This is a genomic window from Rhodococcus sp. YH1, assembly GCF_009939605.1.
Lineage (GTDB): Bacteria > Actinomycetota > Actinomycetes > Mycobacteriales > Mycobacteriaceae > Rhodococcus > Rhodococcus aetherivorans.
Map to the genome: position 1 here is coordinate 43,864 of NZ_WVTE01000022.1, position 13,394 is coordinate 57,257.

Below are 13,394 nucleotides of genomic sequence, written 5' to 3' on the forward strand. Positions count from 1 at the left end.
GCCGGGGGCGGCGGGGGGTCGTCCCGGTTCACGCGGTTCTCCTCGTCGGTGGTGTCCAGTCGGTTCCAGGCTAAGCTGATCGGGCGAGCAAACCCGGCAATGCCGCGACCGGGTTCGGAGTCGACACGAGGAGGAGGACCGCCGTGACCGAATCATCGGAGACCACCGAATACACGGAACTGCCCGAGGCCGATCGGATCGAGCAGGAGATGCCGGCCGAGGACGAACCGGCCGACGACGAGGTGACCTCGGTGCCGCTCGAGGTGGAGCCCGCGGACGTTCTCGAGCAGAGCCGGGTCGTCCCGGGAGACGAGGACTATCCCCGCGAGTGAGTTCGCCGGGGACGTGCCCCCGAGGTGGCATGGGTACGGCGGGTGGCGCATGATCGGCGAATGACCGATTCGACCCACGACGGTGCCACGCCCGCGATGTTGCCCCTGCCCTCGGTCCGCGCCGGCGCGGCCGGGCCCGCGTCGTCCGCGGCGGATCCTGTGCGGGTTTCGCCGTCGGGCATGCGGCGGGCGTTGCGGCGCGCGCGGGACGGGGCGACGCTCAACGTCGACGAGGCCGCGATCCTGCTCGCCGCCCGGGGATCGGATCTCGAGGACCTGTGTGCCTCGGCCGCCCGGGTGCGCGACGCCGGTCTGCTCGCGGCGGGCCGGCCGGGCACGGTCACCTATTCCCGCAAGGTGTTCGTCCCCATCACCCGGCTGTGCCGGGACCGCTGCCACTACTGCACGTTCGTGACCGTGCCGGGCAAGCTGCGCGCCGCCGGGCAGGGGATGTATCTCGAGCCCGACGAGATCCTGGACATCGCCCGGCGTGGAGCCGAACTGGGTTGCAAGGAAGCGCTTTTCACGCTCGGTGACCGGCCCGAGGAGCGCTGGCCGGAGGCGCGGCAGTGGCTCGACGAGCGGGGCTACGACTCGACCCTCGACTACGTGCGCGCGATGGCGATCCGGGTTCTCGAGGAGACCGGGCTGCTGCCGCACCTGAACCCCGGGGTGATGAGCTGGGCCGAGATGTCCCGTCTCAAGCCGGTGGCCCCGTCGATGGGCATGATGCTCGAGACCACGTCGACCCGGTTGTTCACCGAGCAGGGGGAGTGCCACTACGGCAGCCCCGACAAGGACCCGGCGGTACGGCTGCGGGTGCTCACCGACGCGGGCCGGCTGTCGGTGCCGTTCACGACCGGCATCCTCGTCGGCATCGGCGAGACGCTCACCGAGCGCGCCGAATCCATCGCGGCAATCCGCAAGCAGCACAAGGCGTTCGGACATATCCAGGAAGTGATCGTGCAGAACTTCCGGGCGAAGGACGACACCGCGATGCGCGACGTGGACGACGCCGGACTCGACGAGTTCCGGGCCGCGATCGCCGTGGCCCGGCTCGTGCTCGGTCCGTCCATGCGCATCCAGGCGCCGCCGAACCTCGTCGCCGCCGACGAGTGCCGCGCGCTGCTCGCCGCGGGCGTCGACGACTGGGGCGGGGTCTCACCGCTGACCCCGGACCACGTCAACCCGGAACGGCCGTGGCCGAACCTGGACGCGCTCGCACGGATCAGCGCCGACGCCGGGTTCACCCTCACCGAGCGGATCGCGGCCCAGCCGCAGTACGTGCTGGCCGGGCAGCCGTGGATCGACCCGCGGATCGCCGCCCACGTGCGCGCGCTGGCGGACCCGGCGACCGGTCTGGCCCGGGACGTGACCCCGCAGGGGCAGCCGTGGCAGGAGCCCGACCTCGATTGGGAGTCCAGCGGCCGCGTGGATCTGAACTCCGAGATCGACGTGACCGGGCGCAACACCGAGTACCGCTCCGACCTCGGCAGCGCGTTCGGCGACTGGGACACCGTGCGCGAGCAGGTCCTCGCACTCGGCGCGAATGCCCCGGTGCGGTTGGACGGGGACGTGCTCTCGGCGCTGCGCGCCGCGGAGAAGGACCCCGCCGGTTGTACCGACGCCCAGTACGTCGCCCTCGCGCACGCCGACGGGCCCGGCCTCGAGGCGGTCGTCGCCCTGGCCGACCAGCTGCGCCGGGACACGGTCGGCGACGACGTCACGTACGTGATCAACCGGAACATCAACTTCACCAACATCTGCTACACCGGCTGCCGGTTCTGCGCGTTCGCGCAGCGCAAGGGCGACTCCGACGCGTTCACCCTGTCCACCGCGGAGGTCGCGGACCGGGCGTGGGAGGCGCACGTCGCCGGTGCCACCGAGGTGTGCATGCAGGGGGGCATCGACCCGGAACTGCCCGTCACCGGCTACGCCGACCTGGTCCGCGCGGTCAAGGAGCGGGTGCCGTCGATGCACGTGCACGCCTTCTCCCCGATGGAGATCGCCAACGGCGTCTCCCGCAGCGGCGTGTCCGTCCGCGACTGGCTGACCGAGCTGCGTGAGGCCGGCCTCGACACGATCCCCGGCACCGCCGCGGAGATCCTCGACGACGAGGTCCGCTGGGTGCTCACCAAGGGCAAGCTGCCCACCGCGGAGTGGATCGAGGTGGTCACCACCGCACACGAGGTGGGGCTGCGGTCCAGCTCGACGATGATGTACGGCCACGTCGACCAGCCGCACCACTGGGTGGGGCACCTGAACGTGCTGCGTGGGATCCAGGACCGCACCGGCGGCTTCACGGAGTTCGTGCTGCTGCCGTTCGTGCACCAGTCGTCGCCGCTGTACCTGGCCGGCGCGTCGCGGCCCGGTCCGACGTTGCGCGACAACCGCGCCGCGCACGCGCTGGCGCGGATCATGCTGCACGGCCGGATCGACAACATCCAGACCAGCTGGGTCAAGCTGGGTGTCGCCGGCACGCAGGCGATGCTGCAGGGCGGCGCCAACGACCTCGGCGGCACCCTGATGGAGGAGACGATCTCCCGGATGGCGGGTTCCCAGCACGGCTCGGAGAAGACCGTGGCAGAACTCGTGGCGATCGCCGAGGGCATCGGTCGCCCGGCCCGTCAGCGGAGCACCGCCTACGCGCCGCTCGCTGTCGACGGGGGCGCCCTCAGCGGGGCCGGCCGGTGAGCCCCAGGCTGGGCGACGGGGTCGTCGCGGCGGCCCTGGACGCGACCGCCGCAGGCGTCGGGCCGCTGTTCGACCTGGCGTACCTCGACCCGTTCGGTCTCAAGGCCCGCACGTTCGTGCCCACGGTGCGGGAGCGGACCCCGGTCGAGCAGGTGCTCGACGCGGCCGCGGCCGTGCTCGACGCCGGCCGCGTGCCGGGCACGGCGGCGTGGGCGGCCGCCTCGGAACAGGAGCGGGTGAACTGGTGGGTCGGCGGGCTCGGCTCGGTCTCGACGCTGCCCGTCGCGTTCCCCGGCATGCTCGGGGTGGTGGGCCGGATGCTGCCGCTGCAGGACGCGCTCGGCTTCGTCAACCAGGCGATCGTGCTGCTCGCCGTCGCCCGGGAACGCGGAATCCACGACCGCGACCGCCAGGTGCGGATGCTCGCGGCCGTGCTGTGCCGCCGCGACCTCCTCGGCACGGGCGAAACCGGGACGCCGCTGTCGTGGGTGCGGCGTCCGGTGCGGTCGACGATCGACCTGGTCCGGGCGGTGAACGCGGAATTCGCGCGGCGTCCGCAGCCGTCGGGCGCGTGGCGCGCGCTCGGCGTGCTGCCGCTGGTGGGGGCACTGGCCGGATACGTCGGCGAGCGGTCCGCCCTGTCCCGGGCCGCCGCGGACGGGCAGCAATGGCTGGGCGCCCAGCCGGGGCCCGTCTAGTCAGGGCACCCTAACTCGGAGGGGTGTCCCCGCGGCGGGGGATACTGGACGTCGACGGACGCGGAGCGCGCCCCGATTCGGCGTGACCGTGCAGGTGGGCGGGCGACCAGAGAGGCAGGGAGAACACCAGTGACGTACACGATTGCGGAACCGTGCGTGGACGTGTTGGACAAGGCGTGCATCGAGGAATGCCCGGTCGACTGCATCTACGAGGGCGGTCGCATGCTGTACATCCATCCGGACGAGTGCGTGGACTGCGGTGCCTGCGAGCCGGTGTGCCCCGTCGAGGCGATCTTCTACGAGGACGACGTGCCGGACGAGTGGAGCGCGTACGTCAAGGCCAACGTCGACTTCTTCGACGATCTCGGATCCCCGGGTGGCGCCGCGAAGCTCGGCAAGGTCGACTACGACCCGCCGTTCGTCAAGGCCCTGCCGCCCATGGGCGAGGAATAGTGATCGGCGGTACCGTGACGCGCACTCGTCGTTCGGTGGCCGCGAGCCTGCCGGACTTTCCGTGGGACTCGCTGACCGGCGCGAAGGAGAAGGCGGCCGCGCACCCCGGCGGCATCGTCAATCTCTCGGTCGGCACCCCCGTCGACCCCGTCGCCCCGGTCATCCGTGAGGCGCTGCTCGCCGTCGCGGAGGAATCCGGGTATCCGACCACCCACGGCACGGAAGCGCTGCGCGCCGCCGCGGTCGGGGCGCTGGCCCGACGCTACGGCGTCACCGGCATCGACGCGTCCGCGATCCTGCCGGCCATCGGCACCAAGGAGATGATCGCGTGGCTGCCGAGCCTCCTCGGCCTCGGCGGCAGCGACCTGGTGGTGATCCCCGAGCTCGCGTACCCGACGTACGAGGTGGGAGCGCTGCTCGCCGGCACGCGGATCATTCGTGCCGACGGCCTCAACCGCCTGGGACCCGAGGGCGCGGCGCTGGTGTTCGTGAACTCGCCGTCGAACCCGACGGGCAAGGTGCTCGGCCTCGAACACCTGTGCAAGGTGGTGGACTGGGCGCGCAGCCGGGACGCGATCGTCGTCTCCGACGAGTGCTACCTGGGCCTGACCTGGGAGGGTGAGGCACTGTCCATCCTGCACCCGAGCGTGTGCGACGGCGACCACACGAACCTGCTCGCGGTGCACTCGCTGTCGAAGACGTCGAACCTGGCCAGCTACCGCGCCGGCTTCGTCACCGGCGACGCCGAACTCGTCGCGGACCTGCTCGAGGTGCGTAAGCACGCCGGCATGATGGTGCCGCTGCCGATCCAGTCGGCGATGACCGTCGCGCTGAACGACGACGAACACGAGAACGCGCAGCGCGAGCTGTACCGCAAGCGCCGCGAGGTGCTGCTCGCGGCCGTCCGCGGTGCCGGGTTCACGGTGGATCACTCCGAAGCCGGCCTGTACCTGTGGGCGAGCCGCGGCGAGGAGTGCCGCGCGACGGTGGACTGGTTCGCCGAACGCGGGATCCTCGTGGCCCCGGGCGAGTTCTACGGTCCCGGCGGTGTCCAGCACGTGCGGATCGCGCTGACGGCCTCGGACGAGAGGATCGCGGCCGCCGCGCAGCGGCTGATGTGATGTGCGCGCACCGGCTGACGTGATGCGCGCGCGGCGGAAGCGACGCTGCCCGAGCAGGATTGCCGTATGCGACGCGGTGTTCGGCGCTACCCTGGGCCCAGGGAGGCCCCATGGACGCCGTCACTGCAGTTCCTGCGCCGGCCAACGAGCCGGTCCACACCTACGCTCCCGGCAGCCCGGAGCGGGAGCGTCTGACCGCCAAGCTGAAGGAGCTGGCGGCCGAACCGGTGGACGTCTCGCACGTCATCGGCGGCGAGCACGTGCACGGTGAGGGCGATCGCTTCGACATCGTGCAGCCCCACAACCATCACGCGGTGCTCGGCACCCTGCGCAACGCCACCCCGGCGGAGGCGACGGCGGCCGTCGAGGCGGCGACGGACGCGGCCCCCGCGTGGCGGGAGATGTCGTTCGACGCCCGCGCGGCCGTGCTGCTGCGGGCCGCCGACCTGCTGGCCGGGCCGTGGCGGGAGACGATCGCGGCCGCCACCATGCTGGGCCAGTCCAAGTCGGTGCAGCAGGCGGAGATCGACGCGCCGTGCGAACTGGTCGACTTCTGGCGATTCAACGTGCACTTCGCCCGGGCGCTGCTCGCCGACCAGCCGTATTCGTCGCCGGGTGTGTGGAACCGGATGGACTACCGGCCGCTCGAGGGGTTCGTGTACGCGATCACCCCGTTCAATTTCACGGCGATCGCCGGGAACCTGCCCACCGCTCCGGCGCTGCTGGGCAACACCGTGGTGTGGAAGCCCGCACCGACGCAGTCCCTGTCGGCGTACTGGACGATGCGCCTGCTCGAGGCGGCGGGGATGCCGCCGGGCGTGATCAATCTGATCACCGGGGACGGCCGGGTCGCGTCGGAGGTGCTCCTGCGCGATCCGCGGCTGGCCGGTATCCACTTCACCGGGTCGACCCGGACGTTCCAGCACCTGTGGCGGGAGGTCGGGGCCAACATCGACGGCTACCGCACGTATCCGCGGCTGGTGGGGGAGACCGGCGGCAAGGACTTCGTCCTCGCGCACCCGTCGGCCGATCCGGGCGTGCTGTCCACGGCCCTGATCCGGGGTGCCTTCGAATATCAGGGGCAGAAGTGCTCGGCGGCGTCGCGGGCGTTCCTGCCCCGCTCCCTGTGGCGGCGCATGCGCACTGAGTTCCTCGACGAGGTCGAGAGCCTGACCTACGGCGACGTGACCGACCTGTCGAACTTCGGCGGCGCCCTGATCGACCGGACTGCCTACGAGAAGGTCGTCGGCGCCCTCGAGCGGGCCCGCGACCGCGAGTCGATCGAGATCGCCGTCGGCGGCGGGTACGACCAGTGGGTCGGCTGGTTCGTGCGGCCCACCGTCCTGCTCACCGACGATCCGGGTGACGAGTCGATGTGCACGGAGTACTTCGGTCCGGTGCTGAGTGTGCACGTCTACGACGACGCGGAGCCGGACGCGTGGCGGCGGGTGCTCGACCTCGTCGACCGCGGCGCCCCCTACGCGCTCACCGGCTCGGTGATCGCCGAGGACCGCGCGGCCGTCGAGGAGGCCACCGCCGCGCTGCGGTTCGCGGCCGGCAACTTCTACGTCAACGACAAACCCACGGGCGCGGTGGTGGGGCAGCAACCCTTCGGCGGCGGCCGGGCGTCCGGCACCGACGACAAGGCGGGCTCGCCGCTGAACCTGCTGCGCTGGGTGTCGGCGCGGACGATCAAGGAGACGTTCGTGCCACCGACGGACTACCGGTACCCGCACATGAAGGGCGGGTGAGGTCCGTGGTCGCCTCGGAACCGCTGCCGTCGCCGCCCGTGACGTCGCGGGCGCTGCCGCGGCTGGCGTCGAACCCGCTGCGGCCGGTGATCCTCGCGGCCGCGAAGTCGCCCCGCGTCCGGGCGCTGGTCACCACGGCGCCGCCGACACGCCGGCTCGTCGACCGGTTCGTCGCCGGGGACACCCGCCCCGACGCGCTGGCGGCCACGAAGGCCCTGCTCGGCACCGGACGGGCGGTGAGCATCGACCACCTCGGGGAGGACACCACCGATCTCGCGCAGGCCCGGGCGATCGTCGCCGAATACGAGGCGCTGATCGCCGACCTGGCTCCGCTGGTCGAGCGCGATGCCCCGATGCCGGCGGTGGAGGTGTCGGTCAAGCTCACCGCGCTCGGCCTGGCCCTCGGCGCCGAGGGCCCCGGCATCGCGCTCGGGCACGCCCGGCAGATCTGCGCGGCCGCCGCCGCGGCGGGGGTGTGGGTCACCGTCGACGCCGAGGACCACACCACCACCGACGCCACCCTGTCGATCGTGCGGCGGCTGCGCGAGGACTTCCCCTGGGTCGGTGCCGTGCTGCAGGCCTACCTGCGCCGCACCGAGGCGGACTGCCGCGACCTGTCCGGCCCGGGCTCGCGGGTGCGGCTGTGCAAGGGCGCCTACCGCGAACCGGCGTCGGTGGCGTACCAGGATTCCGCCGAGGTGGACGCCTCGTACCTGCGGTGCCTGCGGGTGCTCATGGCCGGGCAGGGCTATCCGATGGTGGCCTCGCACGACCCGGCGATCGTGGCGGCCGCGGGACCGCTCGCCGCCGAGTACGCCCGCGGCCCGGACGGATTCGAGCATCAGATGCTGTACGGGATCCGCGACCTCGAACAGCGCCGGCTCGCCGGCGCCGGCCTGCGCATGCGGGTGTACGTCCCCTACGGGGCCCAGTGGTACGGGTACCTGATGCGGCGGCTCGCGGAGCGGCCGTCGAACCTGCGGTTCTTCCTGCGCTCGGTGGTGTCACGGGATTGAACGTCCGGCGCCGGGGGAGCGGACCCGCCGTCGACGGAACCGGACGCCGGGTACGTCCGCAGGTACATTGACGCCCGTGAGCACCTCGGAGGCCGACCCCGGTTCGGTGCTCCTGCTCGCCCTCGTCGCGGCCCTCGCGGTGCTGCTCGCGCAGCGTCGGTGCGCGCCGCCGGGGCGGCTGGTGTGGTGGCCCCCGCCGGGTCAGCTGCTGTGGCCGCCGCCGGTGACCGCGCTCGTGCTGTGGCTCGTCGTCGCGGTCCCGTCGCTGCTGCGCCTGGCCGTGCCGTCGCTGCTCGGGACGTTCGGCCGCGACCCGCTGCGGATCCGCGCCGAGGACGAATGGTGGCGGGTCCTGACCTCGGTGCTCGTGCAGGACGGCGGCGTGTTCGTCACCCTGGTGAATCTGCTCCTCCTCGCCGTCGTCGCGACCGTCGCGGTGCGGGTGTGGGGCCCGGGCCGGGCGGTCGGGTTGTTCGCGGTGAGCCAGCTGCTGTTCGGGCTGTTCACCGCGTTCGTGTCGCCGTCGACCGGTGCCGGCAGCTCGGGCGCGTCGTTCGCGGTCGCGGGGTCGATCGCGGGCCTGTGGCTGGCGGTCGGCGCCCGCGGGGCCGTGCTCGCGGCCGCCGTCGGCATCGGCCTCGCCGGCGCGGTGCTGGTGGTGGCCGGTGACGGGCACGGCGTGGCCGTCCTCGTCGGTGTGCTGCTCGGCGCGGTGCTCGGGACGGTGGCGCCGCCGCGCCGCGCCGCCCTCGCGGCGGCTGTGCGATCCTGACCGACGTGTCTTCGCTGCTTCGTTCCCTCAACCCCCTGGCCGTCGCGCGCGGCGACGACCTGCCCGACGCGGTCCGCATCGACGGGCACACGCTTTCGCGCAGCGACATCCTCGGCGCGGCCGGTGCCCTGGCCCGCCGCATCGGCGGAGCCGAACGTCTCGCGGTGCTCGCCGCGCCGACGGCGACGACGGTGATCGCGGTGGTGGGCTGCCTGCTCGCCGGGGTCACCGTCGTCCCGGTGCCACCGGACTCCGGCCCCGCGGAACGGGAGCACATCCTGCGCGACTCCGGGGCTCAGGCGTGGCTCGGCGACGTGCCGGACGAACCCGGCCTGCCGGTGGTGCCGGTGCGGCTGCACGCCCGCGACTGGCACAGTCACCCGGAACCCGATCCGTCCCGCACGGCGTTCGTGCTCTACACCTCCGGCACCACCGGCGCGCCCAAGGGCGTGCTGCTGAGCCGACGCGCGATCGCGGCCGGGATCGACGCGCTGGCCGAGGCGTGGGACTGGACCGAACGCGACACGCTGGTGCACGGGCTGCCCTTGTTCCACGTGCACGGCCTGATCCTCGGCGTGCTCGGTCCGCTGCGCGTCGGCAGCCGGCTGATCCACACCGGCAGGCCCACCCCGGAGGCGTACGCGCAGGCGCACGGCACCCTGTACTTCGGGGTGCCGACGGTGTGGTCCCGCGTCGTGGAGGACGAGGAATCCGCGAAGGCCCTGAGCGGTGCGCGGCTGCTCGTGTCCGGCAGCGCGCCGCTGCCCGTCCCGGTGTTCGAGCGCCTGCGCGAGCTGACCGGGCTGACCCCGATCGAGCGGTACGGGATGAGCGAGACGATGCTGACGCTCAGCACCCGGGTCGACGGGGAGCGCCGGCCCGGATGGGTGGGTACTCCGGTGCGCGGGGTCGAAACCCGGCTGCGCGACGAGCACGGCAACGACGTCCCCCACGACGGGGAGAGCATCGGCGGGCTGCAGGTGCGCGGGCCGATGCTGTTCGACGGCTACCTGAACCGTCCCGACGCGACGGCCGCGGCGTGGACCCCGGACGGGTGGTTCGTCACCGGCGACGTCGCGGCGATCGATCCGGGCGGGTTCCACCGCATCGTCGGTCGCGAGTCGACGGACCTGATCAAGTCCGGCGGCTTCCGGGTCGGGGCCGGCGAGATCGAGACCGTGCTGCTCGGCGATCCGTCCGTGCGGGAGGTCGCGGTGGTGGGCGTCCCCGACGACGACCTGGGCCAGCGCATCGTCGCCTTCGTGGTGCCCGCCCCGGACGGCCCGGCCGTCGACCCGGGCGCGCTGATCGAGCTCGTGGCCCGTCAGCTCTCCGTGCACAAGCGGCCGCGGGAGGTGCGGGTGGTGGACACCCTCCCGCGCAACGCGATGGGCAAGGTCCAGAAGAAGCAGCTGCTGACCTGAGTCTCGGCCCGTCGCCGCCGCCGGGTGTGAGCCAGGTCTCTGCGGGCCCTTGTCCGATTCGCCCGGGCCACGTACCTTCCTACGGCAGAGTAAGTTCGTCTCTTTCCGGAGTCATGGGGGGTTCCGCGGAATGTCGGTGTCCGAATACGGTTCGCGGTCCGGGGTGGCGTTCGTCGTCGACGGAAGGCCCGCCTCGGTCCCGCTGCGGGACCTGCGCGCCGTCGCCCGCAAGCTGGTCGCGCACTTCGCGGACAACGTCGCGCCGTGTTCGCTGCAACCGGGCGAAGCCCTGCGCGGCGACGTCACCGAGATCACCGTCCGGTGCCTGCGCCTGGCGATCCAGGTGCTCGACACGGGGGAGCTGCCGACCGACGCCGACCTGTCGGAGCTGCGCAGCAGCGCCGCCCAGTGGGCGCGCGCCGGGTTCCGTCTGGAATACATGCTGCGCATCTACCACGAGGGCATCCGGCTGGGCTGGGAACTCGTCACCGCCCGGGCCCGCGAGGGCGACGTCGAGTCGGTCGCCGCGGCGTCGCGGCTGTGGATGGCGCTGCTCGAACGCGTCACCGTCGCCGCGACCACCGGGTTCGTCGCCGAACTCGAGGCGATGCGCCGCAACCGCGACGTCGCGGCCCAGGAGCTCGTGACGGCCCTGCTCGGCGGGCAGGACGCCGCCGCCGTCGCGCGCCGGTCCGGGCTCGAGCTGGCCGAGCGGTACACGGTGCTGGGAGTGCGGCTGGGCCGGCACCCGGACGAGCGCAATCCGCACGTGCGGCCGGAGGTCGTCGCGCGGCGTACCCTGCGGCGGCTCGAGACCGAGCTGGACCGGGTGTGCGACGGCCGGCAGCTGACCATGCTCGGACCCGAGGGCGGCACCGTGCTGCTCGGCGACACCCCGGCCGAGCACATCCGCACCGCGCTCTACGAGCGGGTCGCGCGTGCCGCGGGGGTGCCGCTGACGGTCTCGCTCGTCGAGTCCGACGTCCCGGGCATCCCCGCCGCGGCGCACCAGGCGCACGAGCTGCTCGAACTGGTCGGCCATCTGCGCCGGCCCGCCGGCGTGTACCGGATGCAGGACCTCGCGTTCGAGTATCAGCTCACCCGGCCCGGGCCGGCCCGCGAGCACCTCGTGCGGGTGCTCGAACCGCTCGCCGACGCGCCCGAGCTGGTCGAGACCCTCGAGACCCACATCGCCCACGAACTGAGCCGCCAGCGCACCGCGAGGAGCCTGCACGTGCACGCCAACACCGTCGACTACCGGCTCAAGCGGGTCGCGCAGCTCACCGGGTTCGATCCCACCGTCCCCTCCGGGCTGCGCCACCTGCACGCCGCGCTCGTCGCGCGGCGCCTCCAGAGCGGAGCGGCAGCCGGCGGCTCACCTTCCGACGGCACGTGAGACCGGACCGTTACGATGTGGCGCAGATCATGACGACGGTGTGTGCGGCGCGGCCCGGCACCGGCAGGGGAGGACCACATGGCAGGAGGCCGCCACAGCGTGCGGACGTCACGTGACGGCCGATCGACCCGGGTTGTCGCAGTCGTCGGAGCGGTGGTGGTGGTAGTGCTCGCGGCGGCCGGAGTCGGCGTCGTCCGCGCCCTGACCGGCGGATGCGACACCGTCGAGCAGTACAGCCTCGCCGTCGCTCCGAGCATCGAACCGGCCGTGAGTTCCGTCCTCTCGGAAAACGCGGACACCCACTGCTACGAGTTCACGGTCGACACCGCCGAACCGGGGGACGTCGCCGGGCTGCTCGGCAAGGGGATCGACGCGCCCGACCTGTGGATTCCCGATGCCCGGTGGTGGGCGAGTCGTGCGGCACCGACCGCCGCCGGGCCGGTACAGATGATCGCCGGGGCGGTCGCGAGCACCCCCGCGGTGCTGGTCGGGCCCCCGGGGGCGGTTCCGGAGGTGTCCAGCTGGCGCGCCGCCCTCGCGATCCCGGATCTGGTGCTGGGCAACCCGCTGCGGACCGGTGTCGCCGCCGCCCCGATCCGGGCGGCCCTGGCCGAGACCCAGGACGACCCCGTCGCCGTCGGCACGGTGCGCACCGCCATGGTGCCCCTCGCCCAGAAGGAGAGCATCCGCACCGAGGAGGCGCCCAGCGGCGCCGACCTGCTGGCGACGATCGGCGCCGACGGCATCGGCGTCGCCACCGAGCAGCAGGTGCTGGCCTTCACGACGGCGAACGAGTCGGCCCTCGAGGCGCGGGTACCGGACAACGGCAGCATCCTGCTGGAATATCCGGTGGTGGTGACGTCGCCGGTGCCCGACCGGCACCATCGCGCGACGGACGCCGCACGGGTACTGATCGAGGTGCTGGGCACGGAGAAGGCCCTCGACGTGTTCCACGACCACGGGTTCCGCGGGCCCGACGGCGAGCCGTTGCCCGACGGCCGCGGCATCGGGGGCGTGCCGCTGCTGTCACTGCGGGACGAGGCGATGGCGGAGGAGGCGCTCGGCGCCTGGTCGCTGATGGCGTTGCCGATCCGCACGCTCGTCGCGATCGACGTGTCCGGTTCGATGCGGTTTCCCGCCGGCGACGGCACCCGGATGGACCTGACGGTGCGGGCCGCCCTCGCGGGCAATGCGATGTTCCCCGACAGCGTCTCCGCCGGGCTGTGGGCGTTCTCGCAGGACCTCGGCGGTGACGGCCAGGACTATCTCGAGCTGGTGCCGATCCGGCGGTACGACACCGACGTGGACGGGCGCACCCAGCGTGAGGTGATGGCGGCCCAGGCGGAGAAGGTGCCCGGTCTGGTCGGGGGTGGCACCGGCCTGTACGACACGACTCTCGCGGCGTTCCGCGCCGTGCAGCAGAGTTACGACCCGCGCGCGGTCAACAGCGTCATCGTCCTCACCGACGGAGCGAACGAGGATCCGGACAGCATCACCGAGGCGCAACTCCTCGAGATCCTCGCGCGGGAGCAGGACCCGGCACGGCCGGTGATCGTCGTGACGATCGGCATCACGGAGGACGCGGATGCGCAGATCCTCGCCGAGATCTCCCGCGTGACGGGCGGCTCGAGCTACGTCGCCCGCGACCCCGCGGACATCGCGAACGTCTTCGTCAACGCCCTCGCCGACCGCGGCGAGCGCTGAGGCCGCCGGCCACCCCCGGACCTACCGCGCCTC

General features: G+C 72.8%; 11 protein-coding genes. All 11 read left to right on the top strand.

Going from position 1 to position 13,394, the window contains the following annotated elements; translation table 11 throughout:
* The first annotated feature begins 143 nt into the window (after positions 1-143).
* The 11 genes from AIIKEEIJ_RS02675 to AIIKEEIJ_RS02725 all read left to right on the top strand — a co-directional run bounded on the left by AIIKEEIJ_RS02675 (position 144) and on the right by AIIKEEIJ_RS02725 (position 13,361).
* A complete protein-coding gene (locus AIIKEEIJ_RS02675) occupies positions 144-332 on the top strand; it encodes a hypothetical protein (protein WP_006933961.1) in 189 nt (62 codons plus the stop codon).
* Positions 333-392: 60 nt separating this feature from the next.
* Positions 393-3,026 (top strand): bifunctional FO biosynthesis protein CofGH, encoded by a 2,634-nt coding sequence (locus tag AIIKEEIJ_RS02680; protein WP_161994875.1) that lies wholly within the window; start codon positions 393-395, stop codon positions 3,024-3,026.
* Entirely contained in the window at positions 3,023-3,724 is a 702-nt protein-coding gene (locus AIIKEEIJ_RS02685; protein WP_037200680.1) for a hypothetical protein, read from the top strand. Before AIIKEEIJ_RS02680 ends, AIIKEEIJ_RS02685 begins: the two co-directional genes overlap by 4 nt.
* Positions 3,725-3,853: 129 nt before the next feature.
* Positions 3,854-4,177: a ferredoxin gene (fdxA, locus tag AIIKEEIJ_RS02690; protein WP_006933964.1), complete on the top strand. Its 324-nt coding sequence runs from the start codon at positions 3,854-3,856 to the stop codon at positions 4,175-4,177.
* Between the two features lie 35 nt (positions 4,178-4,212).
* Positions 4,213-5,298 (top strand): succinyldiaminopimelate transaminase, encoded by a 1,086-nt coding sequence (dapC, locus tag AIIKEEIJ_RS02695; RefSeq protein ID WP_161994881.1) that lies wholly within the window; start codon positions 4,213-4,215, stop codon positions 5,296-5,298.
* Between the two features lie 110 nt (positions 5,299-5,408).
* Positions 5,409-7,049 (top strand): L-glutamate gamma-semialdehyde dehydrogenase, encoded by a 1,641-nt coding sequence (gene pruA / locus AIIKEEIJ_RS02700; RefSeq protein ID WP_161994876.1) that lies wholly within the window; start codon positions 5,409-5,411, stop codon positions 7,047-7,049.
* On the top strand, positions 7,046-8,065 hold the full coding sequence (locus AIIKEEIJ_RS02705) for a proline dehydrogenase family protein (RefSeq protein WP_051446042.1): 1,020 nt from the start codon (positions 7,046-7,048) through the stop codon (positions 8,063-8,065). The genes pruA and AIIKEEIJ_RS02705 overlap by 4 nt, the downstream gene beginning before the upstream one ends.
* Positions 8,066-8,141: 76 nt before the next feature.
* Positions 8,142-8,837, top strand: a complete 696-nt coding sequence (locus tag AIIKEEIJ_RS02710; RefSeq protein ID WP_006933977.1) for a hypothetical protein — start codon at positions 8,142-8,144, stop codon at positions 8,835-8,837.
* 5 nt (positions 8,838-8,842) lie between these two features.
* On the top strand, positions 8,843-10,261 hold the full coding sequence (locus tag AIIKEEIJ_RS02715) for an acyl-CoA synthetase (protein ID WP_006933979.1): 1,419 nt from the start codon (positions 8,843-8,845) through the stop codon (positions 10,259-10,261).
* 130 nt (positions 10,262-10,391) lie between these two features.
* Entirely contained in the window at positions 10,392-11,657 is a 1,266-nt protein-coding gene (locus AIIKEEIJ_RS02720; RefSeq protein WP_006933981.1) for a PucR family transcriptional regulator, read from the top strand.
* Positions 11,658-11,810: 153 nt separating this feature from the next.
* Positions 11,811-13,361, top strand: a complete 1,551-nt coding sequence (locus tag AIIKEEIJ_RS02725; RefSeq protein ID WP_161994882.1) for a substrate-binding domain-containing protein — start codon at positions 11,811-11,813, stop codon at positions 13,359-13,361.
* Positions 13,362-13,394: the final 33 nt, after the last annotated feature.

Bases quoted from the DNA above. Each gene is read 5' to 3' on its own strand.
- pruA (WP_161994876.1), top strand. From the start codon at position 5,409: ATGGACGCCGTCACTGCAGTTCCTGCGCCGGCCAACGAGCCGGTCCAC.
- AIIKEEIJ_RS02720 (WP_006933981.1), top strand. From the start codon at position 10,392: ATGTCGGTGTCCGAATACGGTTCGCGGTCCGGGGTGGCGTTCGTCGTC.
- AIIKEEIJ_RS02680 (WP_161994875.1), top strand. From the start codon at position 393: ATGACCGATTCGACCCACGACGGTGCCACGCCCGCGATGTTGCCCCTG.